The organism is Lentzea sp. NBRC 105346 (genome assembly GCF_030269605.1).
In the GTDB taxonomy this organism is placed as follows: domain Bacteria; phylum Actinomycetota; class Actinomycetes; order Mycobacteriales; family Pseudonocardiaceae; genus Lentzea.
The window spans coordinates 89,146-113,205 of record NZ_BSTQ01000019.1; the positions used below are offsets into that span (position 1 = coordinate 89,146).

Below are 24,060 nucleotides of genomic sequence, written 5' to 3' on the forward strand. Positions count from 1 at the left end.
GAGCCGCCATGACTGCCGGTGTCGTCAGTTCCGTCAAGACCGTCCGCCGCATCGCGGACCTACCGTTCCTTGCCGAGCAGTCGTTCGGTGACCGCGAGGCGTGGCGGTTCAAGGCGGACGGAACATGGCAGTCAAAGTCCTTTGTGGACGTAGCGGAAACGGTGCGCGAACTGGCCTCCGGCCTGGTGCACGCCGGCCTGCACGCGGGCGACCGGGTGTGCGTGCTGGCGAACACCAGGTGGGAGTGGCTCGCGGTCGAGCTGGCCGTGCTGGCAGCCGGCGGCATCGTCGTGCCGATCTACCCGAGCAGCACGCCGGAGGAGATCGCCTGGGTGGCAGGAAACTCGGGCGCCTCCTTCGTCGTCTGTGAGGACGCCGACCAGGTCGCGAAGGTCGAGGAGGTGCGTTCGTCGCTCCCGGACCTGCGGCTGATCATCGTGATCGATCCCGTTGGCGCGCATACCTCTCTGGCCGAGGTGATGGACACCGGCCGCACCAACCCGTTGCCCGACGAGCTGGACGACCGCCGAGCGGCGATCAAGTCGGACGACCCGTCGTTGATCATCTACACCTCGGGCACCACGGGCCCGCCCAAGGGCTGCGTGCTGACGAGCGGCAACTGGATCGCGTTGTGCCGCCTGTGCGAAGAGGTTTCGATCGAGGCGATGGAAGGCGTCACGTACCTCTTCCTGCCGCTGGCACACGTGTTCGCGCAGATCGTCCAGTTCGCGGCCATGTACGCGGGCGGCTCGCTGGCGTTCTTCGGCGGCGACATGAAGGCCATCGTCCCGGAGCTTTCCGAGGTGCGTCCGACCTTCTTGCCTTCCGTCCCACGCATTTTCGAGAAGATCTACACCGTCGCGACCGCCGGAGCCGATCCCGCTCAACTGGCGGGCGCGGTCCAGTTGGGTCTCAAGGTCCGTGCGCTGCAGGCGGCCGGTTCGCCGGTTCCTGCCGAATTGGCTGGTCCTTTCGCTGCTGCCGACGCGATGTTCGCCCGCGTGCGCGCGATCTTCGGCGGCCAGTTGCTGCAGGCGATCTCCGGCGCGGCCCCGATCTCCAAAGAGGTGCTGGAGTTCTTCCACGCGGCGGGCGTGCCCGTGCTGGAGGGCTACGGCATGACCGAGTCCACCGCGATCGGCACGATCAACTCGCTGACCAACTTCAAACTGGGCTCGGTCGGCACCTTCGGCCCGGCGGGCACCGAGGTCTCGATCGCCGAAGACGGCGAGATCCTGTTGCGCGGCCCGCACATCATGGCCGGCTACTGGAAGAACCCTGAGGCGACCGCCGAGACGATCGTCGACGGATGGCTGCACACCGGCGACCTCGGCGAGATCGACGCCGATCGCTTTGTGAAGATCACGGGCCGCAAGAAGGACATCATCATCACCGCGGGCGGCAAGAACATCGCGCCGGCCAACGTGGAGAACGTGCTGCGCCAGTCGCGCTGGATCTCGCACGCGGTCCTGTTCGGAGACCGCCGTCCCTACGTGGTCGCACTGATCACTTTGGACGCCGAGGAGATCGTTCCGTGGGCTGCTTCCCGTGGTCTGCCAACCGATCTTGACGTCCTGGCTTCGCATCCGGACGTAGTTGCTCTTGTGCAGTCCGTTGTGGACGAGGCCAACTCGCATTTCGCCTCGGTGTCGCAGGTGAAGAAGTTCCACATCCTCGGGCGTGACCTGTCCCAGGAGGACGGTGAGCTGACGCCGACGTTGAAGGTGAAGCGCAACGTCGTTCACAAACTTCACGCGCCCCTGTACGACGGCCTGTACAGCTAGCATGTCGAACAACTTCGATGCCGTCGTGCATGAGGTGCTGGTGGAGGGTCTTGACGACTGGGTTCCCATTGATCGGGTGATCGGCAGTGCCTGGGAGGTAGCTCAGCGTTCGGGTGGTGTGCCGGTAGAAACAGCCTCAACGATCATTCGTCTTCTCGTTGAGGGCGGCCAGATGGTTCCCGGGGTGATCGAAGCGAACGGGTTCGAGGCCTGGCGGGGGTCACCTTCCGAACTCGCGACGCGGATCATCCAACAGTGCGAGGAACTGAACTGGGAGCCGTTCGGAGCCGGCTGCTGGCTGGCCAACACTCAAGACGGGGATGTGTCCGCGCGCGACGGTCTGCCCCAGTGAGGTCCTGCGCGGTCCGTTGTGGACGAGGCCAACTCGCATTTCGCCTCGGCGTCGCGGGTGACCGTTGAAGGTGCAGCGCAACGTCACGCACCGCTGTAGGAGGCCTGCACAGCTGACGAAATCTGTGACGCGGTCCGTCTTGCCAAGGCGGGCCGCGTTAGTCATGCTTCCCGTCAGCAAAACTGGGGTCGCGGTTGTCGGGGGGCACGCGCCTGACCTGGGGAGTACACCGTGGCACGCGCCCGAGCGGCGCAGCGCTTCTGCCTGCGCGCGTTGACAACACTGATCTTCTTCGGCCTGCCGGCCACACCGGCGGCGGCGGCTTCTCCGCCTGACGTGCCCACCCAGCTCACTGCGGACGGCAAGGACTGCTCCGCACCGCGGTTCGTTCCGACCCTGACGCCGACGCTGCGCGCCCGGCTCACCGACCCGGACCAGTCCGACACGCTGCGTGCCCGCTTCGAGTGGGACCGCGTCGGCGGCCCGGTCGCGGATGTGCTGGAGCGGGGTCCATACGGGAACGGCAGCACCGCGGACGCCACGCTCCCCGCGGGTGTCCTCGACAAGTCCGAGACGATCGTCGCCACGGCCGACTGGAACCTGGACGGCCGCGCCGACGTGCTGGCCCGCTCCGGCGACGGCCTGTACCTGTTCCCGAACGACGGCACGAAGCTGGGTGAACGCGTCCAACTCGGCACCGGCTGGGCTGGGCTGACCGTCGCGGGCCTCGCGGATCAGAACAAGGACGGCAAGCTCGACGTCATCGCCCGCGACGGCGACGACCTCTACGCCTACCCCGCTCCGTCGCTGGCGCCACGCGTCAAGCTCGGTTCGGGCTTCGGTGGCCTCACGTTCGCCGGCATTCACGGCGCCGACCTATACGCCAAGGACGGCGCGGGCGTGCTGTGGCGCTATCCGAACCTGACCGGATCGCGGGCCTTCGCGGGCGCCGGATGGCGCCATCACACGTTCATCGGCGTCGCCGACCGCACGGGCGACGGCCTCCCGGACCTCTTCTCGGAACGCGACGGCGTCCTCTGGCTGTCGTCCGGGCCGTACTTCGGCACCCGGTACCAGCTCGGCACCGGTTGGGCGGGCGTCACCGCGCGGACCATCGCCGGCGCCAACGGCGTGGTCGACGTGATCGCCCAGGCCCGTACGACGTGGCAGCTGCACCCCGGCGTCATCGGTAGCACCCCTGGCGGCCAGCCGCGTGCCGTCGCCAACGTCGGCCTCACCGAGGCCGGCACCTACGTCTACCGCGTCTCCGCAGGTGACGGCACCTCGTGGAGCGCGCCGTCGTCCTGGTGCGAGTTCACCGTGGACATCACCGCGCCTGCGGCACCCGTGGTGACCGGCGACGTGTACAAGCCGTCCGGCTGCGCCCCGGAGGGGTGCGGCGGCGTGGGTGTCGAGGGCACCTTCACCTTCACTAGCAGCTCCGCGGACGTGGTCCGCTTCGACTGGAGCATCGGTACGGACGCCGGCAGCGCCGCACCCGGTACCCCGGTGAAGTGGACGCCGACGTCCAGCGGCCCTCGTAGGATCTCGGTCCGAGCCCTCGACCGAGCGGGTCTGCCCGCAAGTACCGAGTACGACTTCTACGTGGCGGCACCGGCTTCGATCGCGGGTTGCTGGCTGGAGGAGTCCACAACGGACTGCAGCGGCAACGGTCACGACCTGGTCGTGACGGGCACGCTGGCCGAGCGGCCGGGCCGGGTGGTCGGCGGTCAGTCCGCTTACGGCTTCGCCGACGCCGTCGCTTCAACGGGCAAGGTCCTCGCGACGGATCGCAGCTTCGCGGTCACCACCTGGGTCAAGCTGACCGGGGACACCGACCAGACCGTCATCAGCCAGCCGGGCTTCCGCCTCGGCTACGACAGCGCTTCGCACAAGTGGGTGTTCTCGCCGGGTTCGGCGCTGTCCGACGCTCCCGCCGCACCGGGCGCGTGGACGCACTTGATCGGCGTGTACGACGCTGCGCGCCACGAGGCACGCCTGTACGTGAACGGCAAAGCCCAGCAGCCCGTGGCCGCGACCGCGACCGACGCTCCCGGCGACTTCCAGATCGGTAGTGCCTGGCGGGGCGACGTGAGCGAGGTCAAGGTCTGGAATCGCACTCTCACGGCCGCGGAGATCGCCGAGCTGACCACTCCGTGGCGCGTCGGAAAGTGGTTGTTCAACGAGGGCTCGGGCGACACCGCCTACGACTTCTCGCAGTTCTGGCACGACCTCTCGCTCACCGGCGGCGCGGGGTGGGGAGAAGGCTCGACGGGTCCGGGCCTGCGCTTCACCGGTCCGGGATCGGCGGACACCGCGGAACCCGTGCTCTACACCGACCAGTCCTACACCGTGGACGTGTGGGTGAAGCTCGCGGAAGCGGGCACCGCGCGCACCATCGTCGTTCAGCGCGGACCGTCCGAAGTGGACCCGTTCGTGCTGCGCTACGACGGTGCCCGATGGAGTTTCGACGTGTCGACCGCACCGTCCGACCCGACGTGGGCCAGCGCCAAGGCCGATGCCGCGATCGGCACCTGGACCCACCTCACGGCGACCTACGACGCCGCCGCGCGGACCGTGAAGCTGTCCGTCAACGGCGAGCTGAAGAGCACCGTCACCGATGTCACCGCGTGGAACTCGGAAGGAGTGTTCTCGGTGGGCGAATCGTGGCTCGGCGGTATCGACGAGCTGAACGTCTACCAGGGAACGTTGTGAGGGTCGTCCTCGCGATCGTCATCTTCGCGGTCACCGCATGCGGTGCCGACGTACCCGCCGGGCTGGCCGACAAGCTGAAGGCCTGCCCGGCGGATATACCGATTGATCAGGTCGCCACCATTACCAAAGGCCTTGAGGTCACGGAGGCGAAGTCAGATCGCGATGACCGCTGCGTGCTCGTGACCAGCGAGGGCCGAGAGGTGCTCGACATCTGGCTGATGCCTGCCGTGGAGGATGTGTCCAATCTCCACCACCTCCTGGACATGCTCTGCGACCGCGGGCCGAAGGTGGATGGGCCGGAGCACTCGTGTGGGAAGCCCGATGGTGACCAGGTGTTCACCGTCCATGGCGCCGTCGGAAACCGGAGTGTTCGCATCGGCGTGAAGAACATCTCCATAACCGAGGAGATTCGCAGGGCGGCCTTCGGCATCCTCGAGAGGATGCGCGACTGATCAGTACGTCGTGCACAAGGCCCATGCATCCTGTGCAGCCAACCAATTGAGACGCGCCGCGCCGCACCTATGTGGCGCGGCGTGCTGTTATCCGGAGACTTGATCGGTTGTCTCGTAAAGAAGTTTCACGTTTCTGTCTAGTTAGGACGATGGTCTACTCCAAGTAGTTCGACGTGTGCCGCACATCACCCGTTCGGCCTCATTGCTTTTGGCCACAACGGAAGGCATGCTGCGCGGGCACATCGGGTTTGCGTGGTTCGTCGGGGACACGCGCGAATACTGGGGGCTCCACCGTGAGACGCGCCGCGCCGGCGCATGCCTTTGGCGTGCGTACATTTCTGACCATCGTCGCCCTGGCGGCGGGGATGCTCGTTCCACCGTCCGCGGTCGCCGAGCCCGCGTGCACCGAGGCGCAGGACAGCGCACCGGCCGCCATCGAGATGGCGAAGCGGTGCGGCAAACGCGTCGAGATCACCACTCTGCGTTCGGAGAACTCGCAGACGTTCGCGAAACCCGTTGGCGGCTACACCACCGAGCGCTCCGTCGAGCCGCGCTGGGCCCGCAAGCCGGACGGCACGTGGGCCGCGATCGACACGACGCTCCGTAGCGCGAACGGTGTTGTGGCGCCCCAAGCTTCGGCGCTTCCCGTGGAGTTCTCGGCTGGTGGCACGGGCCCCGCCGCACGTCTGCGTGACGGCGACCGCGAACTCGCGATCACCTGGCCGCTCGGCGCACTGCCGAAGCCGACACTGTCCGGTTCGGACGCGACGTACCCCGAGGTGCTGCCCGGTGTCGACCTGAAGCTCACCGCGTCCGCGCTCGGCTTCTCCGAGATCCTGATCGTGAAGACCCGCGAGGCGGCGAAGAACACGAAGCTGGCGACCGTGAAGTTCGGCTTCACCACGAAGAACGTGGCGGCCGCGACGACCGGTACGGGCGGTGTCGAGGCCAAGGACGCCCAGGGCAAGGTCGTCTTCAGTTCCCCGACTCCGCTCATGTGGGACTCGACGCCGGCGTCGGCGGCCGGGTCGATGTCCGTGCAGTCCACGACGACGCCCACGCGACCGGTCGCGATGCCGGTCAGCGTGACGAGCAGCGAACTGTCCGTCACCCCGGACGCGGCGATGATGGCAGACGCGGCGACGCAGTTCCCGATCTACATCGACCCATCGTGGACCGGCAGGCTGTGGAACAGCGGCTGGACCTTGGTGACCAGCAAGTCGGGCATGGCCAACACGGCGTTCTGGCAGGGCGGCGGGTTCCTGCAGAACGCCGGCAACCAGGGGAACGCTGGCACCGGCCTGGTCTGCGACAACCCCGACATCTACGGCAACTGCGGCTCGAGCCCGCTGTACAACGTCCGGTCGTACTTCCAGCTGGACCTGACCGGCGTCAAGGGCAAGGTCATCAACGGCGCCTCGCTGCGCATCCAGCAGCAGTGGGCGTGGACTTGCAACGGCGGTGGCTCGGACGCCGTGGTGCGAGTCAGCGGCAACATCAGCGGTGCCACGACCTGGAACAACCAGCCCAACTGGTGGGGTGACGGCTACTGGGCGTCGGCGCCGGCCAATCACAAATACGGCGCGTCCAACGGGTGCCTCGGAACCGGCGACGTCGAGTTCAACGTGACCGACATGGTCCGGCACGGGGCGACCGACCAGTGGGACGCGCTCACCGTGGTGTTGCACGTCTGGAACGAGGGCACGGTCAACCAGTGGAAGCGCTTCAACGCCTCCACACCGGTGCTTGCCATCGACTACAACACCCCGCCGGGCCAGCCCGCCGACCTGACCGCCGACGCCAAGGCGTGCGCGACCGGCGCGAACCGGCCCTTCGTGCCCACCGCGACCCCGACGCTGCGCGCCCGTGTCAGCGACCCCGACGGCGACTCCCTGACCGCCCGGTTCGAGTGGGCGCGGCTGCGCGAGGACGGCACCTACACGCCGGTCGCCGAGACGAGGGACCAGACCAGCGTGAGCAGTGGCGCCGAAGGGCAGGTGACGCTGCCGTCCGGCGTGCTGGACCACTCCGAGACCATCGTCGGAACCGGCAAATGGGACAACGACTCCTACCCGGACGTCATAGCGCGCGACAGCGGTGGCTACCTGTACCTGTTCCCAGGTGATGGCACCAAGCTGGGCAACCGTATCCTGATCGGCACGGGCTGGAACGGCGTCACCATCGCCGGCGTCGCGGACTGGGACGGCGACGGCAAGCGCGACATCCTCGCCCGCATCGACTCCAGCGGTGAGCTGTACGTGTACCCCGGCGAAGGCACCCGCGCGCCGTCGAACCAGCAGCGCGCGTTGATCGGCACCGGTTTCGGCACCTACGCGTTCGCCGGCGTCGCCGACTTCGACAAGGACGGCAAGTCCGACCTGATCGCCCGCGACGGCGCCGGAACCCTTTGGCTCTACCCAGGCGAGAACAAGCGCTCGCCGTCCAGTCAGGCCCGTGCCCAGATCGGGGCCGGCTTCGGCGCCTACACCTTCCACGGCGTCATCGACCGCACCGGTGACGGCGCACCGGACATCGTCGCCGAATACGGCGACACCCTATGGCTGTATCTCGGCAGCGGCACGCGGGCTCCGTACGGCGGCACCCCGTACCGCTACGACATCGGCTCGGGCTGGACTGGCGCTGTCGGATTGATGACCCCGGACTTCAACGGCGATGGTGCGGTCGACATGGTCGCCCAGCGGCCGGGCCAGGCGAACTGGTTGCTGTACCCCGGTGTTGTCGGCACCGGCTACGGCGGCAACCCGTCGACGGTCGCGTCGGTCGGTCTGACCGAGGGCACCTATGCCTACCGCGCGACGGCGGGCGACTGGCAGCCGCTCTGGGGTCTCACGTCCGGCTGGTGCGAGTTCACGGTCGACGTCACCGCTCCCGCCGCACCCATCGTGTCGGCGACTGTCTACAAGTCACCCGACTGCATCCAAACGGCGTGCGGTTCGCTCGGCGTCGCTGACACGTTCACGTTCTCCAGCACGGCGACCGACGTGGTGAAGTATCGGTGGGGCTTCACCGATCCGCCGTCAATGACGGTGCCCGCAGGTACACCGGTTCGATGGACTCCGCCGACGACCGGTTTCAAGACGCTCTACGTCGAAGCCGTGGATCGCGCAGGCATCAGCAGCTCCCGAATCAGCTATCAGTTCAACGTCGCGAGTCCGACGCTTCCGGTCGGACAGTGGATGAACGACTACGACCCGTCGGCCGACACCAGCGGGAACGGACACGATCTCGCCCTGAACGCGGCCGAGCCCGGTTATCCCAGCCGGGTCCTCGGCGGGCTGCCCGCGGTCGACTTCAACGGCAGCACCGCGAGCAGGGCGACCACCACCAAGGTCCTTGACACCGGCCGTGGCTTCTCGGTCTCGGCCTGGGTACGCCTGTCCGGTGACACGGTCGACCGGACGGTGGTGAGCCAGCAGGGCAGTATCACGTCGGCGTTCCGGCTGGGCTACAACGCCGCTCAACGCAGGTGGGTCTTTGCTCTGGCCGAGTCCGACGTGACCAACGCCGCGCAGCGGTCTGCAGTATCGGACGCACAGGTGACGCCGGGCGTGTGGACTCACCTGACCGGTACTTACGAGACGGCCAACCGCGAGGTTCGGCTCTACGTCGACGGTGCGCTTCAGCAGGCCGTGGGCGTGGTCACCAGCGGTTTCGATGCCGCCGGTGAGCTCTGGGTCGGTGGCAGATGGCACAACGGCGCGACCGTCGAGCCCTGGCTCGGCCAGGTGATCGATGTGAGTGCGTGGAACCGTGCGATCACGCCCGAGGAGGTGGCCGCGCTCGTGCCCGCGGCCGAGGTCGGTGCATGGAAGTTCAACGAGAACCAGGGCTCCACGGCACACGATTCCGGGCAGTTCGCGCACGACCTGACCCTGACGCTGGCTCAGGGAGCGAGCTGGGGACAAGGTCTGAACGGGACTGGCAGCGGTCTGCACCTGAACGGCACCGGATCGGCCAACAGCAGTGAGGCTGTGCTTAACACAGATCAGTCGTTCACCATCGACGTGTGGGCGCTCCTCGCTGAGGCCGGTGCCCAGCGCACGATCGTCGTGCAGCGCGGACCATCGGGAGTGGATCCGTTCGCACTCAAGTACGACGGCACCAAGTGGGTCGCCGAGATGCCCAACGCATCGGAGAATCCGACGACCTGGTGGCGTGTGTCATCGACGGCTGCGGCGCCGGTGAACGACTGGACCCGTTTGACGGTGACCTATGACGCCGCGGCTCGCACCCTCCGCCTATGGACCGATGGCGTGTTGCAGGGCACCGCGACCGGAGTCGTGGGATGGAACTCGAGCGGTGTGCTCTCGGTCGGCCGCGGCAGTGCCGGGGCGTACTGGTACGGCGACATCGATGAGCTGAAGGTCTTCCAAGGATTGCTGGCCCCGACGACGCTGAACGCCGCGCCGCGGACCGGTGCGTCGGTGTCCGGCGACGCCAAGTCCGAGATCATCTCAGTCGACGCGGATGGCAGCGTCAGGGCGTTCCTCAACGTCGATGGGACCTACCCGAATCCCGCACAGACCATCGGCGCAGGTTGGACCGCGGAACGCACCTGGTTCGCCGACATCGACGGCGATGGCAAGACGGAGATCATCACCCTGGATCCGGACTCCACAATTCGCGCCTTCAAGAACCTCAACGGCATGAACGGCTTCCCCTTCGGCGGTGCGGTCACGATCGGCAAGGCGACTTCAACGGATCCGAGCAGGTTGCGCTTCGCGGACGTCGACGGCGACGGCCGCGCGGATCGCGTCTCGATCGACGCGGACGGTCGGGTGCGGGTCTACCGGAACCTGTTCGGGCTGAACGGGTTGGGGCAGTCGACAGCCTTCGCAAGCTCGCCCGTCGAGGTGAAGGTGACAGCGGCGACTCCGGACCGGATCCGGCTCGCCGACATCGACGGTGACCACAGGGCCGAGTTCATCACGATCAACGACGACAAGACCGTCTACGGCTACCGCAACACCGCCGGCCTCGGGTACGGCACCTACGACAGCTACCAGGAGATCGGTTCCGGCTGGACCGCGGACCGCACCCGGTTCGGTGACATCAACGGCGACGGTCGCGCTGAGATCATCGGCCTGCTCGCCGACGGCACGGTCTGGTCGTACCCGAACTTGAACGGTCTCAACGGTTTCCCGTATGGAGACGGTGTCCAGATCGGCTCTGGGTGGAACGAACCCGCACGGGTCTTCTTCGGCTGATCGGTCAATCCGCAGAACTGGAGTTGTGCAATGTCTACTGCCCTTTCCAAGCGTGGAGTGACCGTCGCCCTGGTGGTCTCACTCGCGGCGACGATGGTGGCGGGAACGCCCGCGCTCGCCGCACCGTTCGAGCATCCGAAGCCGCAGAAGGAACGCATCGTTCACGGCGAGAGCCTCACGCCGGGTAAAGCGGAGGAGAAGCGGACCGGTACTCCCTTCAAGGGTGCTGCGGCCACCTGGCCGAAGGCGCGGGTCACCGAGATTGACCCCGGCGCGGTGAGAACCAGTCGAACACCGGAGTTGCCAAGCCCGGTCAAGGTTCTGAGCACGGACAGACAGGGTCAGAAGATCAAGGTTGAGACGTTCGACCGGGCCAAGAGTCTCGCCACCGGTGTGGACGGCGTCGTCTTCCGAGTCTCGGGTGGTAAGGCCAAGATCAGCGTGGACTACTCGTCCTTCCGCTGGGCCTATGGCGGCGACTGGGCGGCGCGCCTGCGCCTGGTGAAGCTGCCCGAATGTGCTCTGTCCACACCGGACAGAGCCGACTGCAAGGGCACTGTGGTGCCCTCGACGAACAACGTGGCGAAGGGAACGATCACGCCCGCCGAGGCGACGTCCGCGGACGGGGCGTTGATGGCGTTGTCGGCAGGCACCTCGAGTGGCTCGGGTTCCTACACCGCGACCAGCCTCTCACCGTCGGCGACGTGGTCGGCCGGGAGCAACACCGGTGGGTTCACCTGGAACTACGACCTCCGTACGCCGCCGGGGCTGAACGGGCCGGCCCCCAAGCTCTCGCTTGGCTACTCCTCAGCGAGCGTCGACGGTCAGATGGCGGCGTCGAACAACCAGCCGTCCTGGGTCGGTGAGGGATTCCAGCTCGGCGCCAGCTTCATCGAGCGTCGCTACAAGCCGTGCGCGGACGACATGGTCAACGGTGCGACGAACACGGTGAAGACCGGTGACCAGTGCTGGGCGACGGAGAATGCGTCGCTGGCGATGGACGCCCATGCCGGTGAGCTGATCAAGGACGCTGGCAACCCGAACCGCTGGCACCTGCGCAGCGACGATGGCACCTTCGTTGAGCGACGCACCGGCGGCGGCGTCACCAATGGCGCCAAGGACAACGAGCACTGGGTCGTCACCACGACCGACGGCACGCAGTACTGGTTCGGTCGCAGTGGCCAGTCGACGCTGACCGTTCCGGTCGCGGGCAACCATTCCGGGGAGCCGTGCGCGGCCGCGACGTTCAAGGACTCGTTCTGCACCCAGGCATACAGGTGGAACCTCGAGTACGTCGTTGATCTTCACGGCAACACGATGACGTACACCTACGAGAAGGAAACCAACAAGTACGCCAAGAACCTGACCGACACGGATGTTGTGTCGTACGACCGTGCGTCGCAGCTGAAGCAGATCGACTACGGCACGCGGGTCGATCGGACCGAGACCGCGCCGATGCAGGTCCTGTTCGGCACGGCTGATCGCTGCCTGAGCGATTGCGGTGTTCACGACGCGACGCACTGGAGCGACGTTCCGTGGGACCAGGCATGCGACACCAGTCCGTGCCGCAACTTCGCCCCTACCTTCTGGACCACGAAGAGGCTCGCCACCGTCACCACGAAGGTCGGCGGCAACCCAGTCGAGAAGTGGACCTTCACGCACTCCTTCCCCGATCCCGGTGACGGCACCCGCGCCGGCCTCTGGCTTGACCGGATCTCCCATGAGGGCCTGGTCGGTCAGTCGACGACCGTGCCGGACATCACGTTCTCCGGTGTGCAGCTGAGCAACCGCGTGGATACCTATTCCGATCAGTACGCGGCAATGAAGTGGTGGCGTCTCGCAACCATCTCCACGGAGACCGGTGGACGTATCAATGTCAACTACTCCGCCCCGGACTGCGTGCCCGGCTCGCGGATGCCGAACCCCAATGCCTTGCAGGACAACAATCTGCGGTGCTACCCGGTCCGATGGACGCCAGAAGGCCACCAGGATCCGATCCTCGACTACTTCCACAAGTACGTCGTCACGGACGTGACCGAGGAAGACCTCACGGGTCGTGCGCCGCACGTCCTCACGAAGTACGACTATGTCGGCGATCCGGCATGGCACTACACGGACGATGACGGCTTCATCAAGGAGGAGTACAAGACCTGGTCCGTCTGGCGCGGCTACGAGAAGGTCAGGACGACTAAGGGCGATCCCGGTGAGCAGACGCTGACCGAGACTCGGTTCTTCCGCGGCATGCACGGCGACAAGCTGCCCTCGGGGACCCGAGACGTGGTGCTACCCGCGATCGCGACAGGTTCCGTTCCCGAGGCCGCAGACGAGGACGCCTTCGCGGGAATGACGCGTGAGGAGATCGTCTACAACGGCCCCGGTGGGGCAGAGGTCTCCGCGACGGTCAACGAGCCGTGGCAGTCGCCGCCGACGGCGAGCCGGACGATCAACGGCTTCACAGTGCACGCGCGTCACGCCAACACCTCGGCCAAACACACCCGCACCACGCTCGACGGTGGCCGCGGCGTCCGAACCACGACCAGCACCAAGGTGTTCGACGACGTCTACGGCATGGCTGTCCGCGCCGAAGATCGCGGAGACGACGCAGTCGCGGGTGACGAGAAGTGTGTGCTCACCGACTACGCCCGGAACACCAGTGCCTGGCTGGTCAGCGCTGTCTCACGCAGCCGCAGGTTCGTGACGGATTGCACGAAGGCGATGCTTCCCCGCGACCAGGACGTCGCGGGCGACGACCGGATGTACTTCGACGGCCAAGCGTTCGGCGTGGCGCCCACGAAGGGTGACGTGACCACGCAGGAGACTCTGAAGTCGGTCAACAACGGCGTGCGGGCCTATATCCCTCAGGCTGTCAGGGAGTTCGACGCATACGGCCGGGTCACCAAACTGACCGATCCCAAGGGCCCCACGAGCACGACCTTCACACCAGCAGCTGGTGGTCCAGTGACGCGGACGGCGGTGACCAACGCGCTCGGCTGGACCATTACCTCGGACCTGCAGCCGGCGTGGAACGTGCCGCTGTCCGTCACGGACTCGAACCAGAAGCGTACGGACATCAGCTACGACGGGTTCGGTCGCACAACGGCGGTGTGGCTCGACGGGCGTCAGACCGAAACCACACCGGCCAGCAAGACGTTCACCTATCTGGTCCGCACGAACGGCCCCGTCACCGTCACCACGAAGACGATCAACCAGGACAACGGTTACGTCACCTCGTACCAGTTGTTCGACGGTCTGCTCCGGCCCCGGCAGACGCAGACATCGGACGCCGCGGGCGGTCCGAACGCGGTCACGACCGACCAGTACTACGACTCGTCCGGTCGCGCGGTACGGACGAACAACCCATACCTGGCGGATGCCGCTCCGGGCACGAACCTGTTCGTGCCCGCGGACACCGTGCCCAGCCAGGCGGCGGTCACCTTCGACGGCACCGGTCGCCCCGTGGAACAGGTTCTCAAGAAGGACGCCCCACCGACGTCTCCCGGCGGCTCAGTGGTCCAGAGGACGACAACGGCCTACGGCGGTGACCGCACCGACGTGACCCCGCCAACCGGCGGCGTCCGCACGTCTACCCTTGTTGACGCGCTCGGTCGCACCTCGGAGCTTCGTCAGTATCACGCCGGAGCGGCCGCGGGCTCGAGTGACCCGTCGACGTTCGACGCCACCAAGTACACCTATGACCTGCAGGACCGGTTGAGGAAGGTGGCGGCACCTTCGGGTCACATCTGGGAGTACGACTACGACGTCCGCGGCCGTCAGGTTCGCACCCTTGACCCCGATCGGGGCACGACCACGTCCACCTACGACGATGCGGATCAGCTGGAGTCCACAACGGATCAACGAGCTGTGACGCTCGCGTACACGTACGACGCGCTCGGCCGCAAGACGAGCGTGCGCGAAGGCTCGACGATCGGGCCGAAGCGCGCCGAGTGGGTCTACGACACCCTGAGCGATGGCACCACGTTGAAGGGCGTGCAGGTCAAGTCGATCCGCTATTCGGGTTCCAACGCCTACATGACGGAGAACCTGCTCTTCGACGGGCACTATCAGCCGACCGAAACCGTGGTCACGATCCCGGCTGCGGAAACAGGCCTGGCGGGCTCGTACAAGTACGTCAACACGTACTACGACGACGGAACTCCTCTCACAACGAGAATTCCCGCCGCCGGCGATCTCCCGATGGAGACGCTGGAGTATCACTATGACGGGCTCGCCAGGCTGCGCTCGGTCAACAGCCTGTACGGGGCAACGGCGGCGACCACTCTGGTCACCGACACCGCGTACACGTCCTTCGGTGAGCTGGCCGGCTACACGCTGCGCAATCAGGGCCGCGGCAAGGTCTCCGTCAACCGCGTCTATGACAAGACAACGAGGCGTCTCGACCAGATGGTGACGTCTCGGGACACCGCGCCCAACGTGCCCGCGGATGTGAGGTACGGCTACGACGACGCCGGCAACGTAACGAAGATCGCGGACGTGGTCAGCGGGGACACGCAGTGTTTCCGTGCGGATCATCTGCGCCGGATGACCGAGGCGTGGACTCCGTCATCGGGCGACTGCGCGGCTGATCCGACGGTTGCCGGTTTGGGTGGTCCGGCGAAGTACTGGCAGTCGTTCGGTTACAACGTCGCGGGTGATCGGACGTCGTTGGTCGAGCACGGCACGTCGGCGGGTGACCGGACGACGACGTACACACCTGTCGTCGGCAAGCACAGTCTGGCGAGTACGTCCACAACGGACAGCACGGGTACGCGAACCGGGTCGTACACCTATGACGAGGTTGGCAATATGCGTACCCGGCCGGTTGCGGCTGGCACGCAGACGATGACGTGGGATCTCGATGGCCGTGTTGCGACGTCGGTGGATTCGACTGGTACGACGTCGTATCTGTATGACGCAGATGGCAACCGGTTGATCCGTCGTGACCCGTCGGGCAAGACGTTGTACTTGCCGGGGCAGGAGCTGCGATACAAGACGTCGGGCGCCAAGAATGCCACGCGGTACTACTCGCACGCGGGCCAGCCGATCGCGGTGCGGACCTCGACGACATTGCAGTGGATGTCGTCGGATCACCACGGTACGGCCGAGCTCACGATCGCTAACACCGATCAGACGGTGCGTCAGCGGCGGATGACGCCGTTCGGGGAGCAGCGTGGCGACAGTTCGTGGTTGGCGTTCCTGGACAAGGGGTTTGTTGGCGGGACGCTGGACAACACCGGGTTGACGCATCTGGGGGCGCGTGAGTACGAGCCGTCCACGGGTCGGTTCGTGTCGGTGGATCCGATCATGGACCTCAAGGATCCGCAGCAGATGCACGGGTACATGTACTCGAACAACAACCCGGTGACCTACAGCGATCCGACTGGGTTGGCTTACTGCGACTACAACGTGTGTCAAGGGGATGGGGGGTATAACCCGAACGGGCCGCAGAACAACCGTGACGGCAAGTGCGTCGTTAACTGTCACAACAAGCACGACAACTACACCAACTACACCCTGGGGAGCGATGCTCCTGCGGGCTGGTCGCCGCCGACCAAGCCGAAATCGTGCTCGTCGAGCGGCTATCCCGCGTCCACACAGTCCTGCGGTGGCACAGGATATGACGGTTCGGGGAGTGCCTACCCGGTTTGCAAGAGTTGCCCGAGCTATTCCACGCCCGAGAAGGTTCATTTCATTTTCGATGCCCTTGGCATGCTGCCGTGGGTGGGCGAGGGTTTCGACGCCATTAACTGTTTTGCATATGGGATCGGCGGGGACTCCGAAAACGCCTCCATGTCTTGTGCTGCCGCGGTGCCGGGCCTCGGTCAGGCCGTCACTGCTTACAAATGGGTCCAGCACTCTGACGAGATAGTCGACATATTCAAAGCTGGTGGCAAATGCTTCAACAGCTTCAGTGGTGACACCTTGGTGCTCATGGCCGACGGTTCGACCGAGCGCATCGACGAGATCAAGGTTGGTGACAAGATCGCCAACAGTCAGCCGGAGAGCGACAAGATCGAGTCTCATGAGGTGCTGATTGTCCATGTCACGGAGGCGGACAAGGAGTACGTCGACCTCACGATCGCCACGCCCGATGGACCGAAGACCATTACCGCGACGGCGCACCACCCGTTCTACAACGCCACCACTCACACTTGGGTCGACGCCAACGTCCTCGTGGCAGGTCAAGAACTCAACACGCCAGGTAATGGACGTGTCGCGATCCTGGCCGCCCGTCACTACGCTGCGACCCTACGCACCTACAATCTCACCATTGACGCCGTCCACACGTACTATGTACTCGCGGGAAATACGCCGGCATTGGTGCATAATTCCAATGTCTGCGGGGGGATCGCACTCGGGCTTAGCGAGGTCGATGGCGATCCGATGGCTCTTCACGGATTTGCGGATGCGGTCGGCGCGAAATCGTACCACGATTGGCCCTCTGCCGGTGATAAATGGGTAAGCGAGTTCAAGGGCTACGTCAATGATGGAAAGACGCCGATCCACTTCAACTTGAATGGTATCGACGATCCGATGTCGGCCGCTCGTACGGGTAGGGGCCTGGATCCGATCTTCGATGGGCATGCGACTGCATGGGAGCTAAGCTACATCCAGGACAACCCTAGCGCGTGGTCTCGCGTGACCTTCTACAGAAACGGAAGCCCCGTTGCCAACCCATTCGGTCCCTGACGAGGAGCCACCACAGCCAGTTGCGAGCCTTCCCATCTCCTTTGATCGGAAGTTTCGGCCGTGGCGATACAGTGTCAGCCATTCGGAGCTCAAGCTGCGAAGCGTCGACACAGCTTCCGTGCGCGATTTCATTGAGGTGACGTTCTACGGCGTCATCGGAATGAAACTGAAAACGGTGTACCAGCCGCTCACTATCGCCATTGCAGAGCCGGCGCAGGTCGAGGAGATGATGAAATTCTCTGGCGTGCGAGAATCTCAAGCCTCGCGTGTTCGTTGCTTGGCGCTGAAGTCGGACGGTGGAGACGGCCTTGTGGCGTGTCTCAGTTACAGCATCTGGTTGCATGCGGGAGGCTCAGATGATGAAGTTTCGAGGGGGTTGAATCAGGAATCCGTGCTGATTCTTAGAACGTAGCCAGGTGTCTATGAGGAGGTGGGTCGGTTTATTAGTATTCGGTAAATCTGAAGGTTTCGGTCATCTTTGCGGCCGGAATACTTGGTCGGTGACGTCGAGGAGTTGCGCGTGTTCCATGGGATTCTCAGATGAGGGCCATTGCGGCGACGCTTGTTCTGCTGGCGGTGGCCGCCTGCGGTGTTGACGTGCCCTCTGCGCTCGCCGACAAGGTTCGGTCGGGCTGTGCCGGTGCAGTGAAGCCGGAGCCCGTTTCGGTGATTATCGAAGGGCTCGAGGTTGAGGACGTGACTGGCGAGTGGTCCCAAGACGGTCCGGTCAACCATTGCTCGGTCCAGGTGCAGGCCGGCGGTGGCAGTCGCAAGGCACTTGAGGTGTCGGTGAACTTTGTGGGTGCGGAAATGGCCGAGAAGCAGCAGCGGCTGCTGTGCCGCGAGCGCAAGGAAGGGCAGCTGATAACCGGACCGGACGGCTCGTGCGGGCTCTTCCTTGCGAAGTCGCGTCGCGAAGGCGTCTCGGGTGGTGACTTCAGTGTCTTCGGTGCTGCGGGCGACTACGCGGTGACGATCACGGCCGCCGGGGTTTCGACCGTGGCCGACGAGGAGGGCAGAGATGCTGCGTTCCGGATCTTCAGTGACCTGCGAGCGTCCGACCAGTTCCGCAAATGATCAGGCGTGTGGCGACAGCCGCTCGTGGCTCAGCAAACCGCCGCTTTGCTTGCGGTGTTTTCGAGATCACTTCGGCCACGTGTCGAACCGAGGAGATCGCGTGAAGTTCAGATCTGTGGCCACCCTGGCGGTTGTGCTCATGTCCGCGGGATGCGGTGTCAACGTGCCCGCCGGGCTTGAGGACAAGCTCAAGGCGTGCCCCGACATGCTCAAGCCTGAGCCGGTCGCGGTCATCACCAAGGGCCTTGAGGTGACCGAGGCGAAACTGGAGCGCGACACGAGGTGCTCGGTCAAGGTGCAGGGTGATCGCACGGTGCTCGACATTGGTCTCATCGCCTATCCCAGCCCGGAGCTGGCAAAGCAGAACACCGGCGCTCTGTGCCGCGGTAGCGAGCTGGACTCGAACCAGTCATGCGAGGTCACCTCACCCGGTGGCGGAAGGTTCATCGTGCACGCCACGGCGGGGCGGTGGGAGGTGCGGGTTGCGGTCTACGAGGTGGAAATAAGCGATGACGTGAAGGACGCCGCGCGCCAGATCCTCAAGAACCTCAGGAGCTCCAGCAAGACCAAGTGATCAGCGGCGCGGGGGAGTGGTCGTCCCCCGCACGATGAGCTGCGTCTCGAGCACCACGTGCGGCACGTCCGTGTTGTCCGAGTCCAGCCAATCCAAAAGCAGGTTCACGGCAGTGCGCCCCGCCGAAGCCACCGGCATAGCGACGGTGGTCAAAGCAGGCGAACAAAGAGCCGCATACGTCAGATCATCGAACCCGGTCACGGAAACATCCCCTGGCACGGAGATCCCACGATCCCGCAACCGAGCCAGAACGCCCAGAGCCATGATGTCGTTGTAAGCGATGATCGCCGTGGTGTCCGCGGCCACGGCGAGATCAGCAGCCTGCAACCCACCCTCATACCGAGGCGCGAACGGCCCAAGATCCACCAGGTCGACCTTGTGCTGCGCCACGGCAGACAGCAGCCCCCGACGGCGCTCCTGGTTCGACCAAGAAGTCCGAGGTCCGTTCAGGTAAGCGATACGGGAATGCCCCAAAGCCACCAGGTGGTCCACGATGGCGTGCATCCCACCAGCGGAATCCATCAGAGCAGCAGGCACCCCAGGCAACCGCCGGTTCAACAACACCAAGGACGTAGCCCCGGCCACCTCGTAAACCTGAGAGTCCTCGAGTCCAGGAGCACACAGAACGACCCCGTCGACCTGCTTCGCCATGGCGTGCACGAGCTTGGCCTCGGCGACGGGGTCCTCGTCCGAGTCGGCGACGAAGACCGCGTAGTCGGCCTGCATGGCCCGAGCCTGGACGGCCTTCAGCACCCCGGTGAAGAAGGGGTTGTCCAGGTCGGGCACGACGATGCCGATGTTGCCCGTCTTGCCGGTGATCAGGCCGCGGGCCGCTCGGTTGGGCTGGTAGCCGAGGTCCGAAGCGGCCGCCAGCACCCGCGACCTGGTCTCCGGGCGGACCAGTTCGGGGGATGTCAGCGCACGCGAAACGGTGGCTACCGACACGTGCGCCCTGCGTGCCACGTCGCGGATGGTGACTGCCACTTCAACCTCACCCTCAGCCAGCTGGATCAATCAATCATGACGCAGGTTCTTTGAGCCTCGTAACTAGCTGTGTCGGGTTCACGAAGCGGAGTGCGACTACCAGTAGTAGCAGCATCGAGCTCGTGTAGATCACGGCCATCGCGTCCACGGTCTGCGTGGCGCGGATGCCGGCCGCCGAGACCGAGTAGAACAGGGACACGACCAGGGTCTCCGAGTCCGGGCCCGCCGTGAGGAACGTCAGCTCGAACATGCCCACGGTCCGGACCAGGACCAAGATCGACGCGGCCAGGATTCCGGGGACCAGCAGTGGCGCCAACACACGAGTAAAGATCGAGAACGTCGAGGCACCGCACATGCGCGCCGCGGACTCGATCTTGGTGTCGATCTGTTCGATGAACGGGGTCATCGTCATGATCACGAACGGGACCGCCGGCACCAGGTTCGCCACGATCACGCCCGTCACGCTGCCCGCCAGGTGGAACTTGTAGAGCACGGTGGCGAGCGGGATGCCGTACGTCATGGGCGGCATCAGGATCGGTAGCAGGAACAGCACGTTCAGCAGCTTCTTGCCGGGGAACTGCCTGCGCGCCAAGGCGTAGGCGGTGGGTACGCCGACCAGCACCGAAATGAGGACCACGGCGACCGCCACCTGGAAGGTCACCAGCAAAACGCTGAACAGGTCGAACTCGCGCCACGCCTCGGTGTACCAGGAGGTGGTGTAGCCCGTGGGCAGCCACGTGTCGAACCACTGGACCGCGAACGAATTCAGCAGGGGTGCGCCGACCACGCCCAGCAGGTTGATCATGAAGAAGATCAACAGGCCCCAGGTGATCCACGCCGCCGGACGCGCCGTCATCCCTTGCCTCCCGTCGCGCCGCGGTACAGGGTTGCCCGCCAGATCAGGACCAGGCCGATCACGACCAACATGACCAGCGCCATCAACATGGCGATCGCCGCTCCCATCGAGTAGTCGAAGTCGCGGAACGCCGTCTCGTACGCGGCGATCGACATCACGTGCGTCTCGCCTGCCGGGTTGCCGACCATGATCGCCGACGGGAAGACCGAGAACGCCAGGACGAACGTCAGGCAGAACGTGATCGCCAGGCCCGGCGCCAGCAGCGGCAGCGTGATGTAGCGGAACCGGTCGCGGCGGGACGCGCCCAGCGTTGCCGCCGCCTGCTCCAGGGACGGATCGATGCCGGACAGGTACGACAGCGTCAGCAGGAACGCGAACGGGAAACCCGTGATGATCAGGGAGAACAGCACTCCCCAGTAGTTGTGCACCAACCGGACGGGCTCGTCGGCGCCCAACGACATCAGGATCCGGTTGAACCAGCCGGCGCGCCCCAGGTACTCGATCAGGCCCTGTGCGGTCAGCACGGTGCCCAGGGTGATCGGGACGACGAGGAGCGTTGTGATCGTGCGCTTGCCACGGAACTTGCCGCGCAGCTGGAACGCGATCGGGATCGACGCCAGCACGTTGATCAACGCGGCGGGCAGGCCCAGCCGCAGCGTGATCCAGATCGTGTCGAACAAGTAGGAGTCGCTGAAGAACCGGATGTAGTTGGCGAACGGCCCGCCGCCGTCCTTCGGCTGGAAGGACAGCTGCAGGCCGTACAGCACGGGGTACAGGAACAGCACCACCACGAAGATCGCACCCGGCACGAGCAGCCACAGCGTCCGGTCCACGCCCTTCTCGGCGAGCCGGTGCTTCAGTGAAGCCTTCTCCAGGACCGCGGTCATGAGAACACCAGCACACGCTCGAGCGGCACCTTCAAGAAGACCTTGTCACCGGGCGCGAGCCGGTTGTTCGTCCGCACGTGCAACTGCTCCCCGGACGACAACCGGGCCTCCACGGCCTGCTCACGCCCGTGGTACTCGACGATCTCCACAGCAGCGGACACCGTGTTGTCCTCGTCAGGCGAGGAAACGACCGTGAAGTCCTCGGGACGAACCGCGGCCACCGCCGCCGCGCCCGCCGGCAGCGACTCGCGGTTCACCCCAGCCAGGCGGACGCCGTCACCCGTGACCACCGCGTGCTCGCCGTTCACGGACTCCACCGTCACCCGCAACATGTTGCGGTAGCCCATGAACCCCGCGACGTACGCGTTGACCGGGTGCGCGTAGACGTCCTCCGGCGAGCCGATCTGCTGCACCTCGCCCGAGCGCAGCACGACCAGGCGGTCGGCGAGAGCCAGCGCCTCCTCCTGGTCGTGCGTCACGTACACCGTCGTCAGGCCCAGCGACTGGTGCAGCCGCCTGATCTCGGTGCGCATCTCCAGGCGCAGCGCCGCGTCCAGATTGGACAGTGGCTCGTCCATGAGCACCAATGGTGGCTCAAGAACGATCGCGCGCGCGATCGCGACACGCTGTTGCTGGCCGCCGGACAGCTGCGCCGGGAACTTGTGCTCGTGCTCGGTCAGCTGGACGAGCCGGATCGCCTCGTCCACCCGCCGGTTGAGCTCCGCCTTGCCCACCTTGCGCATGGACAGGCCGAAGCCGATGTTGCGCCGCACGGACATGTGCGGGAACAACGCGTAGTTCTGGAACACCATGCCGAAGCCGCGCCGCTCCGGCGGCAGCGTGTCGATGCGCTTGCCGTCCATCGTGATCCGACCGCCGGTCAGCGGCAGCAGACCGGCCAGGCAGTTCAGCGCGGTCGACTTGCCGCAGCCGGACGGGCCGAGCAGGGCGACGAACTCGCCACCCTTGATCGTCAGGTCCATGCCGCGCAACGCGACGGTGTCGCCGAAGGCCCGCTGCACCTTGTCGATGTGCAGCTCCGCGAAGCGTTCAGCTTGTGAGTTCACTACTTCGTCTTCCCGCTTCCGACCTCACGGTCCCACTTCTGGAATGCGGCGACCTGTTGCTTGGCGGGCAACGAGGTCTCCTTCGGGTTGCTCTCGATCAGCTTGTCGTACTCGGGCCGGCCGAACTTGGCGAGCGCGTCCTTGGACTCCTGCGGCGCCATGTCGAGCGTGACGTCCTTGACCGCCGGGCCGGGGTAGAAGTAGCCGCGGTCGAACGCCTTCGCCTGCTGCTTCGGCTCCAGCATGAACTTGATCAGCGCCAGGTTCGCCGACAGCACGTCGGCAGACACGCCCTTCGGGATGACCGCGTAGTGCGCGTCCGTGACCCAGTGGAAGCCCTTGAACGTCGAGATCTTCATGCCCTCGGGCACGGTGCCGAGCACGCGCGGGTTGATGTCCCAGCCGGTCGTGGAGGCGACGATCGTGGACGTGCCGTTCGCCAGGTTCTTCATCGTGTCGGTGGTGCCGCCGGGGTAGTAGTCGACGTACTGGCCCAGCTCCTTGAGGTACGCCCACGTCTTGTCCCAGCCGTTCACCGGGTCCTTGGGGTCCTTGTCACCGAGGATGTACGGCAGTCCCATGAGGAACGTCCGGCCGGGACCGGAGTTCGCCGGCTTGGCGTACTGGAACTTCTTCGGGTTGGCCTTCGCCCAGTCCAGCAACTCCTGCGGAGTGGTCGGAGGATTCGGCACCTTCGCCGGGTCGTACTCGAGCAGCGGACCGGCCGGGTAATAGGTGACCGTGACTCCCTGGTTCTCGGCGAGCTTCTGCATCTCGGCCGCGGCCGGCAGGTAGTTCTGCTCGAGGCTGGGGAACTTCGCGGAGTAGTCCGGCAGCAGGTTCAGCACGAGCTTCTGCTCGACGACGGCGGCGAGCCCGTCGGTGCCGGTGAGCACGAGGTGCGTCTGGGACTGACCGGCGTTCTGCTCCGCCTTGAGCTTGCCCGGCATGTCCGGCGCGGTCGCCTTGGTCTTGTTGACTTTGCTGACGATGTCCGGATGGGTCTTCACGAACTCGTCGATCATGCCCTCGGTGAGCTGGAGGTTCCCGGCGACGTCGAGGATGTTCAGTTCGACCGGCTTGGACGGTTTGTCCGGGACGTTCGAGACGGTGTTCTGGGCCGGCGCGCCTGCCGGTGCGCCGCAGGCTGTGGTCGCGACTAGCAGGGCTGGGACGACGAGCTGTAACTTCCTTGTCCAGCGCATCTCGGGCTCCCCTAACTGACTCTGGACCTGGCGCTCGAAAACGTTTACGGTTTTTCTGTAACGGTCGAATGCCTACACCTCAAAGCCCACGTGGTCAACAGTCAGAGGTGAGCATTCCTCCGATGACTGGCCCGCCGCCCCCAGTCGAACAGCAGTGCCGCCGCACAACCCATCCCCCAACGAAAGTGGGAG

At 65.5% G+C, this 24,060-nt stretch carries 14 protein-coding genes; 9 read left to right on the forward strand and 5 right to left on the reverse strand.

All coding sequences use genetic code 11. The annotated features are described in order from the left end of the window. Positions 1-8: 8 nt before the first annotated feature. The 9 genes from QSK35_RS33860 to QSK35_RS33900 all read left to right on the forward strand — a co-directional run bounded on the left by QSK35_RS33860 (position 9) and on the right by QSK35_RS33900 (position 18,869). Complete coding sequence (locus QSK35_RS33860) at positions 9-1,784, forward strand: AMP-dependent synthetase/ligase (RefSeq protein WP_285751741.1); 1,776 nt, start codon at positions 9-11, stop codon at positions 1,782-1,784. A 1-nt stretch (position 1,785) separates the two neighbouring features. Next, entirely contained in the window at positions 1,786-2,136 is a 351-nt protein-coding gene (locus tag QSK35_RS33865) for a hypothetical protein (RefSeq protein WP_285751742.1), read from the forward strand. Positions 2,137-2,367: 231 nt separating this feature from the next. Continuing rightward, complete coding sequence (locus tag QSK35_RS33870; RefSeq protein ID WP_285751743.1) at positions 2,368-4,851, forward strand: LamG-like jellyroll fold domain-containing protein; 2,484 nt, start codon at positions 2,368-2,370, stop codon at positions 4,849-4,851. Then, positions 4,848-5,303 (forward strand): hypothetical protein, encoded by a 456-nt coding sequence (locus tag QSK35_RS33875; RefSeq protein WP_285751744.1) that lies wholly within the window; start codon positions 4,848-4,850, stop codon positions 5,301-5,303. The genes QSK35_RS33870 and QSK35_RS33875 overlap by 4 nt, the downstream gene beginning before the upstream one ends. Positions 5,304-5,629: 326 nt before the next feature. Then, entirely contained in the window at positions 5,630-10,531 is a 4,902-nt protein-coding gene (locus QSK35_RS33880) for a LamG-like jellyroll fold domain-containing protein (RefSeq protein ID WP_285751745.1), read from the forward strand. A 57-nt stretch (positions 10,532-10,588) separates the two neighbouring features. After that, entirely contained in the window at positions 10,589-17,218 is a 6,630-nt protein-coding gene (locus QSK35_RS33885) for an RHS repeat-associated core domain-containing protein (RefSeq protein WP_285751747.1), read from the forward strand. Between the two features lie 118 nt (positions 17,219-17,336). Beyond that, positions 17,337-17,630, forward strand: a complete 294-nt coding sequence (locus QSK35_RS33890; RefSeq protein WP_285751748.1) for a hypothetical protein — start codon at positions 17,337-17,339, stop codon at positions 17,628-17,630. 128 nt (positions 17,631-17,758) lie between these two features. After that, a complete protein-coding gene (locus tag QSK35_RS33895; protein ID WP_285751749.1) occupies positions 17,759-18,295 on the forward strand; it encodes a hypothetical protein in 537 nt (178 codons plus the stop codon). A gap of 100 nt (positions 18,296-18,395) precedes the next feature. Beyond that, positions 18,396-18,869: a hypothetical protein gene (locus QSK35_RS33900; protein WP_285751751.1), complete on the forward strand. Its 474-nt coding sequence runs from the start codon at positions 18,396-18,398 to the stop codon at positions 18,867-18,869. On the opposite strand, the gene QSK35_RS33905 is transcribed toward QSK35_RS33900, so the two are convergent. Genes QSK35_RS33905 through QSK35_RS33925 form a run of 5 tightly spaced genes read right to left on the reverse strand, consistent with a single transcriptional unit; the run spans position 18,870 to position 23,868 of the window. After that, a complete protein-coding gene (locus QSK35_RS33905; protein ID WP_285751752.1) occupies positions 18,870-19,853 on the reverse strand; it encodes a LacI family DNA-binding transcriptional regulator in 984 nt (327 codons plus the stop codon). Positions 19,854-19,887: 34 nt separating this feature from the next. Then, positions 19,888-20,709: an ABC transporter permease gene (locus QSK35_RS33910; RefSeq protein WP_285751753.1), complete on the reverse strand. Its 822-nt coding sequence runs from the start codon at positions 20,707-20,709 to the stop codon at positions 19,888-19,890. Continuing rightward, on the reverse strand, positions 20,706-21,596 hold the full coding sequence (locus QSK35_RS33915; protein ID WP_285751754.1) for an ABC transporter permease: 891 nt from the start codon (positions 21,594-21,596) through the stop codon (positions 20,706-20,708). The genes QSK35_RS33910 and QSK35_RS33915 overlap by 4 nt, the downstream gene beginning before the upstream one ends. Continuing rightward, positions 21,593-22,663, reverse strand: a complete 1,071-nt coding sequence (locus QSK35_RS33920) for an ABC transporter ATP-binding protein (RefSeq protein ID WP_285751755.1) — start codon at positions 22,661-22,663, stop codon at positions 21,593-21,595. The genes QSK35_RS33915 and QSK35_RS33920 overlap by 4 nt, the downstream gene beginning before the upstream one ends. Beyond that, positions 22,663-23,868 (reverse strand): extracellular solute-binding protein, encoded by a 1,206-nt coding sequence (locus tag QSK35_RS33925; RefSeq protein ID WP_285751756.1) that lies wholly within the window; start codon positions 23,866-23,868, stop codon positions 22,663-22,665. The genes QSK35_RS33920 and QSK35_RS33925 overlap by 1 nt, the downstream gene beginning before the upstream one ends. Positions 23,869-24,060: the final 192 nt, after the last annotated feature.